The sequence below is a fragment of the Gammaproteobacteria bacterium genome, assembly GCA_009838035.1.
Lineage (GTDB): Bacteria > Pseudomonadota > Gammaproteobacteria > Steroidobacterales > Foliamicaceae > Foliamicus.
The window spans coordinates 22,022-44,562 of sequence record VXSK01000030.1 but is presented as its reverse complement, the minus strand read 5'-3'; the positions used below and the strand labels follow the sequence as shown (position 1 = coordinate 44,562).

General features: G+C 62.7%; 9 protein-coding genes and 2 rRNA genes. 2 read left to right on the top strand and 9 right to left on the bottom strand.

Translation table 11 applies throughout. The features are described 5' to 3' along the window. The first annotated feature begins 63 nt into the window (after positions 1-63). Entirely contained in the window at positions 64-1,674 is a 1,611-nt protein-coding gene (locus tag F4Y72_12755; protein MXZ29152.1) for a sodium/solute symporter, read from the top strand. On the opposite strand, the gene F4Y72_12750 is transcribed toward F4Y72_12755, so the two are convergent. Further along, the gene (locus F4Y72_12750) at positions 1,659-2,696 is read right to left on the bottom strand and encodes an ester cyclase (GenBank protein ID MXZ29151.1); all 1,038 of its coding nucleotides are present in this window, start codon (positions 2,694-2,696) and stop codon (positions 1,659-1,661) included. The genes F4Y72_12755 and F4Y72_12750 overlap by 16 nt on opposite strands. Further along, positions 2,697-3,695 carry an ester cyclase gene (locus tag F4Y72_12745; GenBank protein ID MXZ29150.1) on the bottom strand — a complete coding sequence of 333 codons (999 nt, stop codon included), beginning with the start codon at positions 3,693-3,695 and terminating at the stop codon, positions 2,697-2,699. Between F4Y72_12745 and F4Y72_12740 the strand changes: the two genes are divergently transcribed. Beyond that, entirely contained in the window at positions 3,564-4,460 is an 897-nt protein-coding gene (locus F4Y72_12740; GenBank protein ID MXZ29149.1) for a 4'-phosphopantetheinyl transferase superfamily protein, read from the top strand. The genes F4Y72_12745 and F4Y72_12740 overlap by 132 nt on opposite strands. Here the strand turns inward: F4Y72_12740 and F4Y72_12735 are convergent. The 7 genes from F4Y72_12735 to F4Y72_12705 all read right to left on the bottom strand — a co-directional run bounded on the left by F4Y72_12735 (position 4,449) and on the right by F4Y72_12705 (position 22,420). Next, positions 4,449-5,381 carry an alpha/beta hydrolase gene (locus F4Y72_12735; protein ID MXZ29148.1) on the bottom strand — a complete coding sequence of 311 codons (933 nt, stop codon included), beginning with the start codon at positions 5,379-5,381 and terminating at the stop codon, positions 4,449-4,451. The genes F4Y72_12740 and F4Y72_12735 overlap by 12 nt on opposite strands. A 77-nt stretch (positions 5,382-5,458) precedes the next feature. Then, positions 5,459-5,704, bottom strand: a complete 246-nt coding sequence (locus F4Y72_12730) for an acyl carrier protein (GenBank protein ID MXZ29147.1) — start codon at positions 5,702-5,704, stop codon at positions 5,459-5,461. Positions 5,705-5,781: 77 nt separating this feature from the next. Further along, positions 5,782-15,552 carry an SDR family NAD(P)-dependent oxidoreductase gene (locus F4Y72_12725; protein MXZ29146.1) on the bottom strand — a complete coding sequence of 3,257 codons (9,771 nt, stop codon included), beginning with the start codon at positions 15,550-15,552 and terminating at the stop codon, positions 5,782-5,784. 205 nt (positions 15,553-15,757) lie between these two features. Next, complete coding sequence (locus tag F4Y72_12720) at positions 15,758-18,106, bottom strand: TonB-dependent receptor (GenBank protein ID MXZ29145.1); 2,349 nt, start codon at positions 18,104-18,106, stop codon at positions 15,758-15,760. Positions 18,107-18,213: 107 nt separating this feature from the next. Next, on the bottom strand, positions 18,214-19,209 hold the full coding sequence (locus F4Y72_12715; GenBank protein ID MXZ29144.1) for a hypothetical protein: 996 nt from the start codon (positions 19,207-19,209) through the stop codon (positions 18,214-18,216). A gap of 71 nt (positions 19,210-19,280) precedes the next feature. After that, a 5S ribosomal RNA gene (gene rrf / locus F4Y72_12710) occupies positions 19,281-19,396 on the bottom strand. Between the two features lie 114 nt (positions 19,397-19,510). After that, positions 19,511-22,420, bottom strand: a 23S ribosomal RNA gene (locus tag F4Y72_12705). Positions 22,421-22,541: the final 121 nt, after the last annotated feature.

The window sequence follows — 22,541 nt, the reverse complement described above, 5'->3', positions numbered from 1 at the left end:
ATTCTTGCGGAAAGGCCGGGTTCTGCGATGGCGGAGCCCGGTCTTTTTTATGGCGCATAGGGCATGACCGACTTCGGCACGCTGAACTGGACGATCGTCGTCGCTTACCTGGCGGGCACGCTGGTGCTCGGCTACTTCCTGAGCAAGCGCGTCCGAACCGCACAGCACTACTACCTGGGGCAGCGCACGACGCCCTGGTGGGTCATCGGTGTGTCGGTGGTGGCGACCTATTTCGGCGCGATCACGTTCCTGGGCGGACCGGCGTGGTCGTACAAGGACGGCTTCGCGGTCATCTTCATCCACATCAACTACCCGATCGTCATCTTCATCGTCAACGCGCTGTTCCTGCCGTTCTTCTACAACACCGGCGTCGCGTCGATCTTCGACTACCTGGAGCGCCGGTTCGGGCTGGCGTCGCGCACGCTGATGTCGGCCGTGTTCCTGTTCGGAAATATCGCCTACTCGGGAATCATGCTCTACACGACCGCGCTGGTGCTGCAACTCATCACCGGGATGGACGTCGTCAACGCCATCCTCATCATCGCCGTGGTCGCCGTCACGTACACGATGCTGGGCGGGATCTCCGCGGTAATCTGGACCGACCTGATCCAGAGCGCCATCCTGTTCATCGGCGCGGCGATCGTCGCCGTCATGCTGATCGCCGACCTGCCGGACGGGTTCCTGGGTTCGCTGCAGGGGCTGAAGGAGATCGGCCGGGCCAATCCGTTCGAGTACACCTTCGATCCGTCCGTGGTCGCCACGATCTGGACCGGCGTGATCGCGATGTCGGTCTATCACGTCGTCGTGTACGGCGTGAACCAGATGATGATTCAGCGCACGCTCGCGGCCAAGACCCTGGGCGACGCGAAGAAGGCCTATGCCTTCATGGGATACGCGGCTTTTCTGGTCTATGTTGTGTTCTTCCTGATCGGCATCCTGCTCTACAGCTACTACGGCGGAAAGGACTTCGACAACGACAACCGGATCGTGCTGGACTTCGTGGCCACGATCGGACTCCCTGGGCTCATGGGCGTGATCACGGCGGCCATCGTCGCCGCGGCCATGTCCAGCCTGGATTCCAGCCTGAACTCGATGGCGACGGTCACGACGCTGGATTTCTACGAGAAGTTCTTCAGGAAAGGCCGCTCGCCGCAGCACTACCTGCGGGCGTCGCGCTGGTTCACGCTGATGTGGGGGGTCCTGACGGTCGTGCCCGCCATCATCGTTGCGCAGAGGGCGGACACCTCGGTGCTGGAGATACTCAGCAAGGTGGGCGTTTTCCTGGTTGGTTCCAAGCTCGCGATGTTCGGCCTGGGATTCTACTCCAAACACACGACCCAAAGAGGCGTGCTTGCGGGCGTCGCTGCGGGCTTTGTCGCCCTTTGGTACGTCGAGACCTACATGGACGTGGCTTGGCCGTGGTATGCGGTGCTCGGAGGCGTCGTGAGCATCGGCGTGTCGTTGGCGGCCAGCTTCGTGCTCGACGGGCGCCAGAAGCATTACTCGCTATGGACCGTGCAGGGGCAGAAGGAGGAGTTCGCGCGCAAGGGGCTGCCGGAGAAGCGCGACGGCTGGTACGTGATTCCCGGAAAGATCGACCGTTCGAGCTGGTACCTGCTGGTCTATTTCGTGTTGTGCGTCGTGGCGCTGGCGGTCTTCTACGATCTGATCTGAAGTTCGATGCCGGCCTCGCGGAATACGTCGAAGTCGAGTTGCAGGAGCATGTCGATCAGGTCGATGAGCACCCAGTTTTCGACCAGCACGTTACCGCTTCTGCGCCATAAGTCGCAGAGGCGAACGGTGAACATCTGTCCCTTGCCCTCGACGCCCAGCCAGGGGCGGACCATGAAGCCCCCGTGCGATGGCCAGCCTCCGCAAGCCACGTACGCGCCGTCGGCGAAACGGGCGTAATGCCCTTTGACTTGTCCGTCGAGTCGCGCATCGCCGGACTTGCGGAAGGCGCTGGAGAACCGGCCGGGCTCGAAGATCCCTTCGTAGGGTTGCTGAAACCGGCAGAAGCCCTCCAGGCCGAAGTAACTGCCGTAGCCGGAAGGGCCGTACCAGCACATGTTGCGGTGCCAGTAGGGTCGCCAGCCCTCTTCTTCGGTCCAGAGTTCGGCGAGCATGTCCTCGACCGTCTTGAGGCTCAGGCGTGACCGTTCCGGATCCTGTGCCGACAGCAGCATTCCATCGCCCGTCGCAGGCCCCGGAACGAACCCTTCATGTCCGACACTGGCAGGAAGAGGCCATCTTCCCAGCTGCCGCAGGAAATCCAGCATGTCGATATAGAGGTAGCACTCGACCGAACGGCCCGCCTCCATCCGGTGGAATTCCGCGTAATGCAGCCAGACGGGCTGGCCATTCGCGGGAATGCCCAGCCAGTCGTCGACGAATTCGCCTATGTAGTGGCCGTGGCTGACCACCCACTCGGCGCCCTCGTGTTCGCCGCCGAACAGCATGTCGCTGCGCCGGTGCAGGTGCCGGAAGGAATGCAGAAGCGGTTCCATCACCCGTTCAAGGAACTGTTGAGCGCCCGCCACCCTGTTGATCGGCTGCACGACATTCACCGCCACATCGGGATGCAGGAACTCCTTCAGGGCTGAACGAATGCGGGCGGAGTCGCAATCCGCGTAGTCGGCGACAAGCTCTGCGTAACGCTGCTTGTTGCGCAGCGTGGTTTCGGTGGCGATGCGCATTCAGGTGCGGGTGATGGAGCGGCAACGCTCGAGCAGGTCCACGCCCAGCGGCAGTAGGTAGTGGAGCATGTCGATGAATACCCAGTTCTCCGCGAGCTTGTCTCCCTCGCGCCGGTACATATCGACCACGCGCATCTCGGTCGGCCGCTCGGACGCCGGCAAGCCCATAAATCCGTCGCCCTGCTTTAGGCTCAGGTTGGCCCATCCGAACCAGCCGCCGTAGCAGCCCTCGGCGTGCTCCAGGACGTGGCCGTTGAACACGATGTCGTCCAGGCCGGCCCGGAACGGACCCTGGTGCTGCACCTGGTAGCGCTCGATCGTATAGGTCGAACCGATGCCGGCCGGTCCGAACCAGATCATGTCGTCGTGCCAGGTGGAAGCCAGCGATGAATTCGGCGACTGCCATCCGTCCTTGACGACCAGGTCGTCGCACATGCGCAGGATCAGCTCCAGGGTCTTTTTCGATTCCTCTTCTGCCTGGGGTTCGAACAGCAGGCCGTCCTGCGTGCGCGGCGGCGGATGGAGAATGCCGGAGCCGGTCTGTATCGGCAGCGGGTTCAGGCCCGCTTGCTGCATCACGCTGACGATGTCGCAGAAAAGCGCGGTTTCCGCGATCCTGCCGTCGTCGATTCGAAAGAACTCGCAATACGGAAGCATGGCGATCTTGCCGGTGGAAGGAATGCCCAGCCAGTTATTGTCGAACAAGCCGAAAAACTTCCCCATGCTGGACACCCACAGGGTCCCGTCGATCCAGTTGGGACCCGCCATGAAAATCTCCTGGCGCCGCTGCATGCGGGGAAACGCCTCCCGCAAGGGACGCCAGACCTTCTCGGCGATGTCGCCCGCACCCTGAATCTCGTTGAAGGGATGCACGCCCCGAAAGCGCAGGTTCCCGGCGCTGCGGCGAGCTATGACGGACTCGATGCCGTCCACACCGGCTTTCTCGAATTCGTCGAAATAGCCCAATACCAGGGCCTTGGCGTTCGCGATCTCGTTCATGCGAGCTCCAGTAGAATTCAGTCCTTTACGCGGGACACGACACTAGAATTGGCGCGGCCAATTATATTGAGTAATCGCTGGTGGCGTCCCTTTCGCGCGGCCGGGGACGCGGATGTCGTACACGTTGATCTTTCACCTCGGTCCGAGCGGGAGCGGCAGGCGTTCCGGTTGCTGGATGAAGAGGAGCAGGCCCGCTGGAGCCGCTTCCGCGCTGATGCGCCGCAGCGCGAGTTTGCCCTATGCAGGGGCGCGCTTCGGGCGATCCTCTGCCAACGGCTGGCTTGCCCGAACGAGGAATTGACTTTCGAGGAAGGGGAGCATGGGAAGCCGGCGGCGATCGTGCGCGGGCAGCCGGCTTCCGTCAGTTTCAGCGTCAGTCACAGCGGACGCCATGGGCTGATTGCGCTGGCCGGGCGCGGCAGGCTGGGCGTGGACGTGGAACCGCGAAGCGCTCGCCGCAACCTGGACGTGCTTATCGGCGAGACGCTCACTCCGGCGGAACAGTCGCGGCTGGCCGGCGCCGGCGCGAACCGCAGGCGGCAGCTTTTCTTTCGCCTGTGGACGATGAAGGAAGCGCTGGTCAAGGCGCTGGGCACCGGCTTCCAGCTTCACATTTCCGAATTCGAGATCCCTGCGGCCATGTGCAATGGAAAGCGGCTGTGCGAGTTTCGCTTTCCGCACCTGCCCGAGGTGCGCTGGCGGCTGGAGAATATCGGTAACCCCGAATTCGCCGCGGCCGTCGCGCACGAAGTTTCAGTCGAATGAAATCTCGTTGAGGAAGCCGCGCATCGAGGCCACGCACTCGTCCGGCTTTTCGACCTGCAGGAAATGGGTGGCGTCCGGAATAAAGTCGTAGTCCACGCTCAGGATGTGGCTCAGGTCCATGCTCGGCAGGTACGAGTAGGGCAGTGTGGGGTCCGCGCCGATCACCTTGATCGGACAATGGAATGAGTCGAAATTGATGGTCACCGCAAAGACCGAGGCATATTCGACGATCTGCGCTTCATAGTCGCGCGGGCAGCGCAATTCGTAGCCGTCGCCGCCGGAGCGCCGACGCAGCGTCGTGTCGGCCAGCAGCCTGTGGACGCCGGGCAGCGCCTGCCGGTACAGGGGAACGATCGCAAGCAACTCGTCAAACTCCCGCAGCGTGGCGAAGTGCTCGGTGCGCCGGCGGACCTGGGCGGCGTTCTGCGTCGCCGCGGCATCGAAGTCGAAGTAGCTGCGGCCGGCCTTGCAAAGCGGCGGATCGAACAGCACCAGGCCCGCGTAGTCCCGGCCCTTTGCGGGCGACAGCAGCGCGGCCAGCGCCGCCAGGGAATGGAATATCCCAACCGCGGGTTTCTCTCCGTAGGTCGAGTTGACCGCTTCCAGAATGCGGTCCTGATCGTCGGCCAGCGTGGGCATGTTGTGCCTGTCCGGCGCGCTGACCTCATTCCAGCCGTGGTTCCTCAGGTCATGGACGACGATATCGAACTCATCGGTAAGCAGCGACCAGAAGGGATAGTACAAGTCGATCGCAAGGCCGTTGCCGTGAGTCAGTATGAGCCGGGCGCCATCCGGATTGCCATGGCGCCTGAGGACGATGACCGTGTCATCGTCCACTTGCACATTGTGGGTGGAATGCGGCCTGGGCAGCGCCCAGCGCGACTTGTACAGGCGCGTCAGTCCGTCGGCTTGCTCAGGCAAGGCCGCGCCGGCTCCGCGCTAAATTGCCGGCAGAACGGAAGAAATACGTCTGGTCCTGCCGGTCTTTCTCCAGGCAGCTACGCAGCCTTGCTGTCTACGAATGCAACAACCTTGGTGAGGTTGTCGAGTGCGGCGCAATCGTCCAGCGTAAAGGTGATGCCGAACTCGCTGGCAATCAGCTTGCCCAGAGCAACCAGGTCCATGGACGAAACGCCGGCAGCCGCGAGGCTGAAGTTCATGTCGTCCGGAATATCCAGCGCCTGGCCGTCCACCTCGATGTTGTCGTCTACCAGCGCCTTGATTCTTTCCGCAGTTGAAGCCATGGTGATAGGTCCCCCTAATCAAAAGTTGTTTCGGATGCGGGCGCAATCATACTCGAATTCTCACAACCCGCGCGGTACTAGGAATTGATCCAGTAGCTTCGGCGCTGGAAAGGATAACCCGGCAGCGAAATGCGGCGGCGCTCTTCTCCGGCAAAGAGGCTCTCGAAGGAAACGGCCAGCCCGTCCTCGTACGCCTTCGCAGCCGTCTCGACAATCGAGCGGCCATTCCCGGAGTCGGGAGCGTTTTCCGCCTCGACTCCGGTTGCCGGCGACGCCCCAACGGCTTGTTGTCCTCCCCGGTCGCCGCCGTTTGCGAGCGACTTGAGTTCCTGCCGCAACGATTCGGCATCCTCGAATACCAGGCCGGCCCGGCAATCGAAATGAGTCCGTCCCACGGCCGCCGTCCATGCCATGTCGGCCAGAAGGGCATCCATGTCCACGTCGGAAGAGATCTCTTGCGAACGCCGGTCGAGCCATTCGAGATACCGCTCCGACAACTGCCGAAGGGCGTCCTCCGACTTGCCCGAAAGCGGAAGCATCCTGGCGATCCGGTCGTCGGGACCTTCGCCGCGCGACTGCTCGAGGTCCCCCGAACGCTCCGACTCGGAAACGGACACGCGTATCGGGGCGCCCGCGGGATCGATCGCGCCGCCGGGACCCGTCCCGTTGGCGGCGTGCCCCTCCAGCACGACATGTGCGTTCGTTCCCGATATACCGAATGCGCTCACGCCCGACCTGGGCGGCCGTTCGGAATGGCCGGGCCAGGGCGTCGCGCCTGAAACGACACGTACCGGAAGCTCGTCCCATTCGAGGTTCGGATTCGGGGTGTTGAAGTGCAACTGGCGGGGAATCATCCCGCGCTGCATCGCCAGCACGGCCTTGATCAGGCCGGCCACGCCGGCAGCCGCTTCGAGATGGCCGATGTTCGCTTTCACCGAGCCGATCAGCAGCGGCCTGTCGGACTCGCGTCCCCTTCCATAGACCGCCGCCGCGGCCTGCACTTCGATCGGGTCTCCCAGGGCCGAGCCGGCTCCATGCGCCTCCAGGTAGTCCACCGCCGACGGCGCCATGTTCGCCCTGGAAAGCGCCGTCTCGATGACCCGTTGCTGGGCCTGGCCATTGGGCGTTGTGGGACCTGCGCTGGCCCCGTTTTGGTTGACCGCCGAGCCGCGGATCACGCCCCAGATGCGGTCGCCGTCGGCCTCGGCTTCATCGAGCCGTTTCAGAACCAGCATGCCGCAGCCTTCGCTTCTTACAAAACCGTCCGCGGAAGCATCGAAGGCCTTGCATTGACCGTGGCGCGACAACATGCCCAGCTCCGCCATCTCCCGGGTCACGGCGGGCGAAAGCAGCGTGTTCACGCCACCCACGAGGGCCTGGTCCACTTCGCCATAGCGCAGGGCCATAACCGCCTGGTGCGCGGCAATCAGCGACGACGCGCAGTTCAGTTCCACCGGAACCGCCGGGCCTTCCAGACCCAGATGATAGGCAACCCGGCCCACCGTCATGCTGGTGGCGGTGCCCAGGTAGCTCACGCCTCTTTCGCCGGACTTCATCAGATCCCGGTACTCGCTCGAAGCCAGTCCGACGTAGATCCCGGTGCGGCTTCCCCGCAAGCGGTCCGAGTCCATTCCGGCATCTTCCAGGGCCTGCCAACTCGTCTCCAGCAGCATTCGCTGGCGCGGGTCCAGCATGCGCGCCTCGATCGGCGCAATCCGGAAGAACCTCGCGTCGAACTTGTCGATCTCGTCCACGAACCCGCCCTTGCGGTAGGCAGCGAACTCGCGCGGCAAATCTCGCGCGCTATCGGACCAGGGACCTGAACCCGCTCGGCCGTCGGTAATTCCGGTGCCGCCGCCTTCGAGCTGGCGCCAGAATGCCGCAAGGTCCGGCGCCCCCGGAAAACGGCAGGCCATGCCCACAATGGCAATGCCTTCTTCTTCGCGCGGCGCCGTGGCTGCGGGTTGCGGATCCGGCTCCGCTCGCCGGCGAGGTTCCGGCTGCGGCTCGGCTTGAGGCGCGGGTGCGGGAGCGGGTGCCGAGGCAGCCGCCGGAGCGGGCGCGGGTGCGGTCCCCAGGTCGCCGAGCTGTTCGGCTACATGAGCCGCAAATTGGGTGATGTCCGGATAGTCGAAAACCGCGGTGTTGGACGCCACGTACTCCCCGGCGAACGCCCGGTTCACCCGGTTGCGGAGTTCCACCGCCATCAGCGAGTCCATCCCGAGATCGAAGAACCCGACCGTGGGCGCTGGCGCCGACGGCAGTCTCAGTACTGCCTGCACTTCGTTTTGCAGAAAAGAAGCCAGCAGGTCTTCATGAGCCGCAGCGGGTGAGCTCCTCAGCATGGACAGCAGATCGCCCAGCCCTGCCGCGGGATCGTCCTTCGCCTCGGTAGCGGCGGACAACAGATCCTCCACCAGGATCGGCGGTTCTTCAACGGCCTCCGCGAAGACCGACCAGTCCATGGACATCACCACGGAATGGGTGGCGTCCTGGCGCACCAGACGATCGAATGCCCTGATGCCCTGTTGCGGAGTGAACCAGCGCCCGCCCAGCGCCGAGCGCTGGCTGTCTATGCGCTCGCGCTGCTCCGCCGCCTCGCCGATCTCCGACCAGGCGCCCCAGGCGATGGCCTGGCCTGCGAGACCCAGCGCCCGGCGATGGCCCGCAAGCTGATCCAGGAAGGCATTGGCGGCGGCGTGGTTGGCCTGGCCGGGATTGCCCATCACGCCCACGCGGCTCGAGAACAATACGAACATGTCCAGATCGCGGTCCACCGTCGCTCGATGCAAATGCCAGGCGCCCAGCACCTTTGGCCAAAGCACCTGCTCGAAGCGCTCCCAGCTCTGGTTGGTGAGCGCGCCGTCCGACAGCACGCCCACGCTGTGGATCACGCCCGCAAGGGGCGCCAGTTCGTCATCCATGCGGGCCAGCATCCGATCGATCGCCGCCGTATCGGTAACATCCGCCAATTCCACTTCCACCCGCACGCCGCGGTCCCTGAGCGCGCCGATGGTCTTCTCGGCGGCTTCGTCGGGCGCGCGCCGTCCGTTCAGCACGATCGTCCCCGCGCCCCTTTCGGCGAGCCAGTCCGCCACCGCGCAACCGATTCCTCCCAGTCCGCCCGTCACCAGGTAGGTACGATCCGGCCGCAAGCGGCCGTCCTTGACCGGCGGGTTTGTCGCCACGATCTTTCCGAGGTGCCGGGCCGAGCGCATGAAGCTCAGCGCGGCGCCCGCTTCGGCCAGCGGCCAGCGGCTGTGAATGATCGGCTTGAGCTCGCCCGCCGCAACGCGCGCCATCACGCCCCGCAGGACCTTGCCCACCCTGGCGGGCTCAGTCTTCTTCAATACGTCCAGCTCAAGGATGTGGTAGGGCACGTCGGGCCGCACGGCCGCCATCTCCTCCTCGCTCAGGATGTCGCGCCGGGCCATCTCGACGAAACGGCCGCCCTGCTTGAGGCACGCCAGACTGGCATCGATGTAGCCTTCGCTCGTCAGGCTGTTCAGCACCACATCGACGCCCTCGCCGCCGGTGGCCTTGAGAATTTCTTCGCCGAACGCCGTCGTGCGGCTGTCAAAGACGTGCTCCACGCCCAGCGACCGGAGATAGTCCCGCTTGGGCGCACTGGCGGTGGCAAACACTTCTGCTCCTGCGGCCTGCACCCACTGGATGGCCGCCAGGCCCACGCCGCCCGCGCCCGCGTGAATCAGGACCCGTTCGCCAGCCTCCAGTCCCGTGAACTCGAAGGACAGCGCAGCCGAAACGTAGGCGCTGGGGATCGTGGCAAGTTCGCTCACCGTAAATCCGTCCGGCGCAGGAGCGACGAGTTCCCCGTGCGTGATCATTTCCCCACCGAACGCGCCGAAGCCCATTCCAACCACATGGTCGCCGGCCTTCACGCGGGCCACGTCGGAGCCGACGTCCAGCACGTAACCGCACATTTCGCGGCCGAGCATGCCCTCCTCGATGAATCCGAGCGACCGGAATACGTCCCAGAAGTTGAGCCCGGCGGCCTCTACCTGCACCCGGACCTCGTCCGGCTCCAGGGGCCGCTCCGGCAAGGTCTGAACAAAGGGTTTGTCGAAAACGCCGTCCGGGTCGGGCGCCAGCACCCAGTCCGGCTCCTCGGGCAGTTCCAGCCGCTCTGCGCCGGCGCCCTCCCGAACCAGACGGGCCGTAAGCCGGCGGCCGCGACGATGCGCAATGTGATCCTCCGGGTCCGGATACATGAGTTCATTGACGAGATCGGACGCGGCGCCCGGGGCCGGATCGAGGTCGAGCATCCTGGGCTTGAGGTGCGGCGCTTCGCGAGCGACGCCCTTGCCGAAACCCCAGAGTACAGAGCCCGCGGGTTCCCCGCCCCGCTCGCGCTCCAGGACCTGCGCGCCGCGGGTCACGAACCACAGGCCCCTGTCCGGCATCGTGTCCGAATCGATCAGGCCCTGGACCAGCGCCAGCGCACTTGCGCCCGCCCGTCGCACGTCATCCGCCATGGCTTCGGTCTGGGCCCGCTCACCATTGCCGTCGAGTGCGGCGAGATGCACGATTCCACCGAGCGGCACATCGCCGGGAAGATTCTCGATCAGCGAGCGCCAGGAATCCCGGTCGTCCGGTTCCACGGCAGTCTCGAACACACCCGGTCCGTTCCCCGGTTGAATCCCGTTCGCCGGCGCATCCGCGCCGGCCAGCATCACCGTTTGATTGCGCGCGGCCAGGTCGCTCGCCAGTTCCGCCCCGACTCCCCCTGCGTCCGCGGCCAGCACCCAAACGCCCCGAGGTTCGCTCACCTTCGCGGGTCCCTGGGCCACGATGACGCCCTTGTCCAGGGTCCGGTTCGGGTCGTTCTCGTTGACGCCCAGCACTTCCACTGCCTCGAAACCGGCATCGCCCAGCGCCTGCCTCCAGATCTCCGGAGTGGCCAATGCGTGGTGGGGACGGTAATCGTCGGCGAACCGCCACCAGCCGTCCAGCTGCCCGAAGGTCAGGTCCATCCAGCCCAGCCCGGTGAGGTTCTCCAGCGCGACCAACTGCCCCGATGGAGCGAGAAGTTCCCGGCAATGTGTCAGTGTATCTTCCAGATATCTCGTTGCATGCAGAACATTCGAGGCAATAATCAGGTCGTAACCGTGAGGGTCGTAACCTTGCGCGACCGGGTCCTTCTCGATGTCCAGCGGCGCATACCGGATACAACCGCCGGCGTCGCCGAACCTCGCTTCCGCTTCGGCAAAGAATCCCGCGGAAATGTCGGTATAGACGTAATCGAAACGGCCCTCGGGAAGCTCCGGCAACACCGAAGCGGTGGCGGAGCCGGTGCCCGCCCCGACTTCGATCACCCGCAGGCGCCGATCGCCGGGCAGTGCGGCCACCAGGGCACGCACCGCCTCGCCCAGCAGGCTGTTTGCAGCGCGCGCCACCGGCGCCTTCAGGTACAGGTCGGCCGCCGTCGGCTCGCCGCTGCTGAACAGCAGGGTAAGCGCATCCTCCTTGCCGCGAAGCACGTCACCAAGGGCCTTGCCCGACCGCTCGAACAGGCCAACTTCGGTGAGACCGTGGGCATAGGTTCCCCTCATCCGCTCGACCCATTCATCCAGATCCCTGGGCATCTCGGCGGGCAGGGGATCTTCGGGTCCCAGGAGCACGCGGAAACCCGCATCGGTCTCTTCCAGTACCCCGGACCTGGCGAGCATTTCGAACATGCGGCGGAACAGGCGCGAGTGCTCGGGCAAGACATCCATTTCCTGCCGCAATTGATCGGAGTCGACGACGTCGCCCGTCTTCCTCTGCCATCCCAATTCCTCGAGCGTGGCAAGCGCGCGCGAACGCGACCATTGTTCGAGGTCCTCAAGCAGATCGTTCCGGCCCTCGGGATCGACTCCCGCCTCCCGCAGGTAATCGGCGAACAATTGCGTGCCGGCTGCGACAGCCGCGGGCCGGGGAAAGAAATCGGCGGAAAGGATCCCGGGGGGAAGCGGCTGCTCGCGCCACTCCACCTCGTACAGGAGATCGTTTACGCCTTCGATGGCCGAAAGCAGGGCCGCGCGCGTCGCCCGCTTGATCGAGTAACCGCTAAGTCGCCCCAGCAGAGACCCGTCCGGGTCGTAGATTCGAAGTTCGCCGTTCAGGGTCTCCGGCATTGCGTCGGGGTCCGCATCCGCGTCGCGCGACGCCTCGCTCAGGCGCACGTGGCAGTACACGCGGTCCGGCAACCGCCCCGCCAGCCACAGTTGCTCCCAACCGAAGGGAAGATAGGCGGAGGCGCCCTCGGACTCCGCGAACTTTCGGGCGGTGCCGAACACCTGGAAGCAACCGTCCAGCACCAGAGGGTGAACGTCCAAGCCGTGCCGTTCGAAAGCCTCCGGCAGCGACACCTCGCCCAGAGCCTCGCCGGGGCCGGACCAGACCTGCTTCAGCGTGCGGAAGAACGGTCCGAGATTGACGCCGGTGCTTGCCCTGTGCCGGTAGTACGCGTCAACGTCCGCCGCCTTCAGATCGGCCCTGAGTTGTTCGAGATCGATCGACTCGCCTTCGCCGGGCGCCGACGAGGCTGACGCCAGCCGGCCCTCGATATGCTGGCTCCAGACACCTTCGTTGCCTTTGCTGAAGATTCGAACGGCCCGGGACGCCGCCGACCCGGATTCATCGATCGCCAGCTGCACTGTCCTCGCGGCTGCGGTCGGGTCTTCCTCGTTCTCCTCCTCGAACACGAGCGCATTGTGCAGTTGCATGTCTTCAACGATCACCGACCGGCTGCCCTCCGCAAGCGCTGCCGATGCCACCATCGCTCCATATACCGCGCCCGGCGCCACAACGCGGCCGAACACCCGATGGTCGCTCATCCAGGGTGGGTCGGAGGGGAACAGTTCGGTTTCGAATGTTATTTCGCCGCCCGCCGATTCGCGGCGCACGCCGAGCAGTGGATGGCCTGCGCTCCCTCGTCGTCTCGCCGGAGCCTCCAGCCAGTGACGGCGTCGTTGAAACGGATAACCCGGCAGGGAAATCCTGCGCCGGTTCTCGCCCGCGAACAGTCCGGAAAACTGAATCGGCAGTCCAGCCTGATAGGCGGCTGCGGCCGCTTCCGTGAATTCCCCGCCGTCGGACGTTCGTGATGCTCCGTCCGCGGGCGGCCGCAGGCTTGCCAAGACAGCCGGCACGGGCGACTTGGACGACTCCGGCCATGCCGACAAGGTCATTGACGACAGAACCGACCGCGGCCCGATCTCGATGACCAGGTCCACTCCCAGGCCGTCCAGCGTGTCAACGCCATCCACGAACGCTACGGCTTCGCGAGCGTGCCGCCTCCAGTAGGCGCCGTCCAGCCGCTCGTCCACCCCGAGCGCGCGGCCGGTCAGGTTACTGACGAAATTCACGACAGGCTCCTCGACCGACAGGCGGTCCAGCACCGCTTCCAGGTCATCCAGCGCCGACTCCATCAGGGCGCTGTGAAAGGCCCTGGAGGTATTCAGGCGCCGCACGCGCACGCCCTGGGACTCCAGACGCCCGGATATCTCTTCGATTTCCGCTATCGCGCCGCTGACCACCTGGTGCGTGCCGTTGTAGGCGGAAATGTTCACGCCGACGCCCCCGGAAGCGGCATTGGCGGATTCCACCTCGGCGGCAACCGTTTCGGCCGGAGCAAAGACCGCCGCCATGGCGCCCGGTTCGGTCGCCGACAGCAGCGAGCCCCGCGCTTCGGCAAGGCGCATGCCATCCTCCAGGCTGAACACGCCCGCCGCCTGCGCGGCCGCCAGTTCGCCGACGCTGTGACCCAGCACAACGGCCGGCCGAACACCGATACTTGCCCAGAGAGCCGTAAGCGCGCACTCCAGCGCATAGAGCGCCGGCTGCTCCCATGCCGTGTCGGCAAGGTCCCCCTGCGCGCCATCGCGGCCGAACATCAGATCCAGAAGGGAAGCGCCCCGCTCCTCGACGAATACCGCCTCGCAACGGTCGAATACCGCCCTCGCAACCGGCTCGCTCTCGTAGAGCGCAAGCCCCATCCCGGTCCACTGGCTCCCCTGGCCCGTGTAGGCGAAGGCAACCGCGGCCGATTCGCGCGCAGCCGGTCTCTCATCAGCCTGGGCCACCTCTTCCAGTCGCGACCGCAGGGATTCCGCGCCCTTAAAAACGACGCCTTCGCGAACATCGAAGTGGCTTCGTCCCACGCTCGCGGTCCAGGCCATGTCCGAAAGCAACGGATCCGGGGCCGCATTGACGGGAGAAAACTCGTTTTCCCTTTCCGCAATCCAATCCAGGTAGCGCGCCGCGAGTTCTCCAAGCGCGGCGGAAGACTTGGCCGAGAGCGGCAGAAGCCGCGAGCGGCGCGAAGTGGGCCGCTCTTCCGGGACCGCCAGGTTCGAAACGCCTGCGGGCATCGAAACGGCAACCGCGTTTGCGGGGCCGGCTACATCGGCAATGTCGCGTGTCAATCCGGGGGCGAGGCCGTCGCGACCTCCTGTGCCCTTTCCGTTCGGGCTCCGGTGTTCTTCCACCACAAGATGAGCATTGGTGCCGGAAATCCCGAAGGAGTTCACGCCCGCCAGGCGCGGCCGGCTTCCATTGCCCGGCCAGTCCTGCATTTCCGTCGTGATCTTCAGCGGCAGGCTTTCCCAGTCAACGCGTGGATTGGGGTCCCGCAAATGCAGGTGTTTCGGGATCACGCCCTGATTCACGACCAGCACGGCCTTGATCAGCCCCGCCACCCCCGCCGCCGACTCCAGGTGGCCCACGTTGGTCTTTACCGAACCGATCAGCAGTGGATTGTCGGGCTTGCGCGACCGGCCGTAGACGGCAGCCACGGCGTCGATTTCGATCGGGTCGCCGACCGTGGTCCCGGTTCCATGCGCTTCCAGGTAATCGACGTCCAGAGCCTGGACGCCTGCCTGCGACAGGGCCTCTTCGATCACCCTCTCCAGCGCCGGCGTGTTGGGGACCGTCAGGCCGACGCTGGCGCCGCCGTGGTTCACAGCAGAGCCGCGGATGACACCCCAGATCCGGTCGCCGTCCGCCTCCGCTTCGCTCAGCCGCTTCAGAATAACGACGCCGCAGCCTTCGCCGCGAACATAGCCGTCGGCCGAAGCATCGAAGGTCTTGCACTGCCCCTCGGGGGACAGCATCATCGCGTCGGCGCGCAATTCGTAAATCCGGCCGTTCAGGATCGCCTGCACCCCGCCCGCAATGGCCAGGTCCGCCCTGCCCTGCTGCAGATCGGCCACCGCATCATGTATCGACACCAGCGATGAGGCGCAGGCAGCGTCAACCGCCTTCGCCGGACCCATCAGTCCCAGCACGAAGGAAACACGGCCGGCGGCGCCGTTCAGGTTGGTTCCGCTCAAGGCGTAGAGGCAAGAGGCCGCTTCGGCGGGCTTGCTCGAGTCCACGACCAGCATTCGATACTCGTCGTTGCTGATCCCGGTATAGACGCCGGTTCGGCTCTCCCTGAGCCGGTCGGGGTCGATGCCGGCATCCTCGAGCGCCTGCCAGCTCGTCTCCAGCATCATCCGCTGCTGCGGATCCAGCAGGGATGCTTCGACCGGAGATATGCGGAAGAACGAGTCGTCGAACTGGTCGATGTCGTCAACAAATGCGCCGAAGCGGCAGCCTTCGCTACGCACCGCCTCGTCGGGAAAGAGTTGGCTGAAGCGTTCGTGCCCCGAACCAGGGACCCATTCGCTTATGGAGTTGCCGCCATCCTTGAGCAGCTGCCAAAAGGAACCAATATCCAGCGCGCCCGGAAAACGGCAGGCCATGCCCACCACGGCGATCGGTTCGCCGGATCCGGGATATTCCGTTCCGGGAACTTCGGATACGGCAGGTCGGGCCGAAGAAGATGATTTGCGCGTCGCCATTACGTAATTTCGCCAGGAACCCCCCGTTCCAAACCGCCGATGGCGGCATCGTTTTCTGTGCTGTCAGTTTAAGTGAAAAACGCGCCCCAAAACCCCTGGTCCCCCGGCACGGGCGGGTACGGCGTTCGATGGATCGTTGTTGCGGCCCAAAAGAAAAAGCCCCGGAACCGGCCGGGGCTTTTTCACGAATCAGGGCATAAAGCCACTAGAAGCTGTAACTGACGTTCACGCCGAAGTGACGTCCGCGGCTTAGATTGGCCAGTTGGGCGTACGGGAAGGTGAATGAACCCGTGGTCTGATCGAAGCGCGCGAAGCGGCGGAGGTCGCGGAAGCGGTATGAGCCCGCCAGCGTCCGGTCATCGAGAATGTTGTTGACGTAGGCCGTCAGTCTCCAGTTCTCGTTCGCAATGCCCCCACGCAGGTTCCACTTGTATTCCCATCCGAGGTACGAGAGGTTGTAGATTTCCGACCAGCGCTCCCCGGTCATGTTCAGATCGGTCCGGGCGAAGAAATCCCAGTCGTTAAGCACGCCCGATTGGTTGTAGTTCGCGGAAACTTGGAGCTGCCAGTCGGGATACCGGTAGGGCTCGTTGCCGGCAAGATCTGAGTCCGTGCCAAGTTGCGGGGCGAAGGTTTCCTCCACAAAGAACTTGTACTCGGGGTCCGCGAACGCAACGGAACCGGACAGGACCCATCGCTCCGATACGGCAAGGCTGGACTCCAGCTCGAAACCGTAAACCTCGGTCTTGCCCGCGTTGGTGGCAATGGTCGAGGCCTGGCCCTGGACGTTCAGGAACGTCTGGCGGATCTGCTGGTTTTTCCAGTCCAGGTAGTACGCGGCTGCATTGAGCAGCAGGCGGCCGTCCATCCACAGTGTCTTGGCTCCAACCTCGTAGTTCCAGATGGTCTCTTCCTTCACGGCGGGATCTATGCCGAGGCTTTCCGCGACCGCACGGTTGTTGAAGTACCCGGGTTTGTTGCCCTGCGATACGACACCGTACAGGGTGACGTCTTCACTCGGCTTGTAGTCCACGATGAAACGCGGCAGGGTGCGCTTGAAACTCGCTGTGTCGAACCGGTACGCTTCCAAGTTCTTGCTTGAACCCAGACGCGGAACCTCGGCCTGCGTCTGCGGGAAGAACGTTGCGGTGCCCTCGAGCACATCGTCCTTCTGCCAGCGAACATCCAGACCCAGAGCGAGCCGGTCCGTCAGGCTATAGGTCAGGCTACCGAAAACGGAGACATTTTCGATATGGCGGGAGCCGCCAGCCTGGCCGTAAGGACGCGACCGTGACAACCGCAGGTTCTGGGCGGCGAGGATGTCATGCTCGTAATACGAGGCGCCCGCAAAGACCGACAGCTTGTCGGATCCCGGAGCGGTGACCTTCAGCTGCAGGCTCTTGTCCTGGTAGCCGGACCAGGCCTTGTTTGCTTCGAGCTGGCCGACCGAACCGAAGATCAGGCCGTTAAAACCGCCAAGGCCATTGAAAAGGCCGAAGCTCTCGGAATAGCTGGCATCCTGAATGGTAGTGTCCGTCTGCTGATTGGTGCCGGCCCGCAATTCGAATTCCCAGTCATTGCTGGTTACGAAATCCACTTCGGCCGTATAGCGGCGCGTAATCTGGAATTGTCCGACCGCCTCGCCGAAACGCTCTTCGACCCTCTTGTTGTTCTGTGCGACCGTGTCCAGATCGTCCGGAAGTTCCCCGCATATGTAGCCCAGGGGGATGGAGGAGTTGTAGAACAGACAGTTGTCCAGAGAATCGGGCAGGCTGGTTGTTGGCGGTGCGCCGTCATCATCTTCCGCATAGGATGCGAACAGCGTCACGGTGAGATTTTCCGCGGGCTCCCAAACCACCTTGCCGGAGATAGCCCTGGACTTTTCGTCGCCGATCGTGGCGTTATCTTCAAACATGGCGGTATTCTTCCACTCGCCGCCGAAACTGTAGGAGCGGACGCTCACCATGGCCTTCAATGTGTCCGAGCCCAGCAGCGGACCGGAAACGGTCAGGGCGACATCGGAGCGGCTGTGCTCGCCCAGATCGAAGTCGGCATCTATTTCGAGTTCGTCTCCCGGCGTCTTCGTAATGTAGTTCACGGCTCCGCCGAAAGTCGCGCGGCCAAACAGTGCCGATTGAGGCCCCTTGAGGACTTCTACCCGTTCAATGTTGTTGAAGCCGAAGGTGGCGGCCGTTCCCAGGACAAAGAACCCGTCCACAAAGACAGAAGAATTCTGACGGTCCTTCACTGCAGTGTTCACGACCAGACCGCGGAAATACGGGTTGGAATCGCGACCGCCGACGTTCTCGGTGTAAAAGCCGGGCGTATAGTCGGATAGGTCAATGATGTTATCGACACCCCGCTCGTAGATGTCGTCGTTGGTCAGAGCCGTCACCGTCAATGGAAGGTCCTGCAGGTTTTCTTCCCGTTTTCGGGCGGTGACGATGATCTCCTCGAGGGCGAGTTCCTGGGCGAAAGCCGGTGCGGAGTCGTAGGAAATGGCAATCAATGCCGCGCCCATCACGGACGCGAGCAGCGTGGTCTTTCTTTTCATAAAGGCAAGTCCCCTGTGACTTGTATGGAAAAAGCGCCTTACCCCAGCGGCGCCTGTCGGAAAAAAATTATAGCTGTATTCGGCGCATCAGCCAGCGAGCGCCGTGATCAGGGACGGGGCGCGCCCTGCTCCTTTGCCCGGCATAACGCGTAGAACCAGCCCAGGTTGATGCCGAAGCGGTCGGCGTCGTCCACCGCCCAGGCATAGGCGATGGGCACATGGTTTCCTTTTTCGTGGACGCGGAACAACGGGAAGACACGGTCCGACGGCGAGGCGAATTCACGGGTATGCAGTTGGAACTCCAGCGTGCGGCCGTCGGGCCAGTCGATGTCGGCCGAGCCGCCCTGATCGTGAAGTTCGATTTCGGTGAGGAACTCCGTATTCAGCATGTCGCCGTCGAGGTTGTAGTTGACCGTGCAGATGAACCAGCGGGCCCTGGTAGCCTGAATCCAGTCGTACCGGTCGCCCCCGGTCTCGTTCCAGGTTACCTCGCCCGTCTCCCGGCTGATCTGCCGGTCGCGAGTCCAGTAGTGGTTCGGGCCAAGCACCACCTGATACTCGAACCAGGCCTCGTCGCCGCAGGATTCCCGTTTCATTCCGCCCGAGAACTGGCCGCCGTCGAATCGCATATAGACATCGCATGCGTCCGAAAACGGGCGCAACTCGTCCGCTTCGATAGCTGCCAGCCGGTCCGGATCGAGCCTGGCGCCGATCATGCGGTCATGGCCGTCACTGAAAGCGTGGAGTTTTACCCTCACCGCCTGTTCCTCCTCATCGACGGAAAGCGCATAGACGCGGATGCGCGAGATGTTGGAGGGGTCGTTGTTGAGGTACTCCTCAACGTAGAGAACGTTCTCGCCCAGTTCCGGCAGATCCAGGCGAACGTAGTGGGAATGAATGCGGAAAACGGGCTCGTAGATGGGAACCGCAAATCCTCCGCCGGACTGACGGACGATCTGTTCGTGATTATCGTATTCGCCGGGCCACCACTCCATGATCAGCGCAAGATGTTTCTCCAGTTCCGCCTTGCCGAAGGTTTGCGCCTGAACGGGCAGTGCAAGCGCGAGTGCCAGGGAGGCAACAATCGGAAAACGCATGATCATCTTTGGTGACGCTTAATGCGCGCTGTTGCGCGAGGGCGCAGGGCCCTCGCTTCAAACAGCTTGAATCAGATGCCTGGCGGTGACCTACTCTCGCGCGGGGAGACCCCGAACTACCATCGGCGCTGGACGTTTTCACTTCCGAGTTCGGAATGGAATCGGGTGGGACCCGTCCGCTATTGCCACCAGGCGAAAAAGGTGGCGCGTCCCTCAATCGGGGACGCGCCCAGGATTGTTCCATGCAATGTTGATTCCAGGAGGGCGGGACGCCCTCTCAAGTGGGAATGCTTCGGTGTGACGCGGTTTAAGCCGCACGGGCAATTAGTACTGGTTAGCTTCACGCGTTGCCGCGCTTCCACACCCAGCCTATCAACCTTGTAGTCTTCAAGGGCCCTTCAGGGATCCGAAGATCCGGGAAACCTAATCTTGGGGTGGGCTTCCCGCTTAGATGCTTTCAGCGGTTATCCCTTCCGTACATAGCTACCCGGCAATGCCACTGGCGTGACAACCGGAACACCAGAGGTACGTCCACTCCGGTCCTCTCGTACTAGGAGAAGCTCCCCTCAAGTTTCCAACGCCCACGGCAGATAGGGACCGAACTGTCTCACGACGTTCTAAACCCAGCTCGCGTACCACTTTAAATGGCGAACAGCCATACCCTTGGGACCCGCTTCAGCCCCAGGATGTGATGAGCCGACATCGAGGTGCCAAACACCGCCGTCGATGTGAACTCTTGGGCGGTATCAGCCTGTTATCCCCGGAGTACCTTTTATCCGTTGAGCGATGGCCCTTCCATACAGAACCACCGGATCACTAAGACCGTCTTTCGACCCTGCTCGGCCCGTCAGCCTCGCAGTCAAGCACACTTCTGCCTTTACACGCACTGCATGATTTCCGACCATGCTGAGTGTACCTTCGTGCTCCTCCGTTACTCTTTGGGAGGAGACCGCCCCAGTCAAACTACCCACCACACACTGTCCTCGACCCAGCTAATGGGCCCAAGTTAGAGCCCCAACATGGCCAGGGTGGTATTTCAAGGACGACTCCACGAAAGCTAGCGCTTCCGCTTCAAAGTCTCCCACCTATCCTACACAAACCAAGTCAAAGTCCAGTGTGAAGCTGTAGTAAAGGTTCACGGGGTCTTTCCGTCTAGCCGCGGGTACACGGCATCTTCACCGCGATTTCAATTTCACTGAGTCCCGGGTGGAGACAGTGTGGCCATCGTTACGCCATTCGTGCAGGTCGGAACTTACCCGACAAGGAATTTCGCTACCTTAGGACCGTTATAGTTACGGCCGCCGTTTACCGGGGCTTCGGTCACGAGCTTTGCCCAAAAGGGCTAACAAGATCACTTAACCTTCCGGCACCGGGCAGGCGTCACACCCTATACATCCTCTTGCGAGTTAGCAGAGTGCTATGTTTTTAGTAAACAGTCGCAGCCACCTGGTCACTGCGGCCTCCGACAGCTCAGGGAGCAAGTCCCGTCACCGTCAAAGGCGTACCTTCTCCCGAAGTTACGGTACCAATTTGCCTAGTTCCTTCACCCGAGTTCTCTCAAACGCCTTAGGATTCTCTCCCTGCCCACCTGTGTCGGTTTACGGTACGGTCGCCCGTAACCTGATGCTTAGAGGTTTTTCCTGGAAGCATGGTGTAAGCCACTTCCCGGCAATGCCGGTGGTCTCGTATCTCGGCGTTAACAGCGCTCCGGATTTTCCAAAAGCGCCCGCCTACCTACTTTCCCCGGGACAACCAACGCCCGGTAGGCCTAACCTTCTCCGTCACCCCATCGCAGTTACGGCCGGTACAGGAATGTTGACCTGTTTCCCATCGACTACACCTTTCGGTCTCGCCTTAGGGGCCGACTCACCCTGCGCCGATTAGCGTTGCGCAGGAAACCTTGGGCTTCTGGCGTGCGGGTTTTTCACCCGCATAATCGTTACTCATGTCAGCATTCGCACTTCTGATACCTCCAGCACGCCTCGCGACGCACCTTCACTGGCTTACAGAACGCTCCCCTACCCCCGATACGATCCGAAGAACGTATCGAGCCGCAGCTTCGGTATACGGCTTAAGCCCCGTTAAATCTTCCGCGCAGGCCGACTAGACCAGTGAGCTGTTACGCTTTCTTTAAAGGATGGCTGCTTCTAAGCCAACCTCCTGGCTGTCTGGGCCTTCCCACTTCGTTTACCACTTAGCCGTAATTTGGGGACCTTAGCTGGCGGTCTGGGCTGTTTCCCTTTCCACGACGAACCTTAGCACCCGCCGTGTGTCTCCCGTGCTGCACTTACCGGTATTCGGAGTTTGCATCGGTTTGGTAAATCGGTATGACCCCCTAGCCGAAACAGTGCTCTACCCCCGGTAGTGATACACGAGGCGCTACCTAAATAGCTTTCGGGGAGAACCAGCTATCTCCAGGCTTGATTAGCCTTTCACTCCTATCCACAGCTCATCCGATAATTTTTCAACATTACCCGGTTCGGGCCTCCAGCAGGTATTACCCTGCCTTCACCCTGGCCATGGATAGCTCGCCTGGTTTCGGGTCTACTCCCAGCGACTCGATCGCCCATTTAAGACTCGGTTTCCCTACGCCTACCCTACACGGTTAAGCTTGCCACTGAGACGTAACTCGCTGACCCATTATACAAAAGGTACGCGGTCACCCGGTCCGAAGACCAGGCTCCCACTGCTTGTACGCACACGGTTTCAGGTTCTATTTCACTCCCCTCACCGGGGTTCTTTTCACCTTTCCCTCACGGTACTAGTTCGCTATCGGTCGGCAGAGAGTATTTAGCCTTGGAGGATGGGCCCCCCATGTTCAGACAAGGTTGCACGTGCCCCGCCCTACTCTTCGTCACCCACACATCGCATCCTTTCGCATACAGGGCTATCACCTTCTTTGGCCAGACTTTCCAGTCTGTTTTGCTAGGTTTTGATGTGATTGCGGTGAACTGGGCTGTTCCCCGTTCGCTCGCCGCTACTGGGGGAATCTCGGTTGATTTCTGTTCCTCCGGGTACTTAGATGTTTCAGTTCCCCGGGTTTGCTTTAACGCACCTATGTATTCAGTGCGCAATGACCGTAAACGGCCGGGTTTCCCCATTCGGAAATCCCCGGATCAAAGCCAGTTTGCAGGCTCCCCGAGGCTTATCGCATGCTACAACGTCCTTCATCGCCTTCTGCCGCCCAGGCATCCACCATGCGCGCTTGATTACTTAAACCACGTCACCCGAAACATTCCCCTCAAGGAGACTGTTCGGGGCGCTTGAAATAACCACGCGAATGCAGTTCCCACAAGTTCAACATTGCAAGCGAATCCTGCCCATTGGGAGCCGGACCC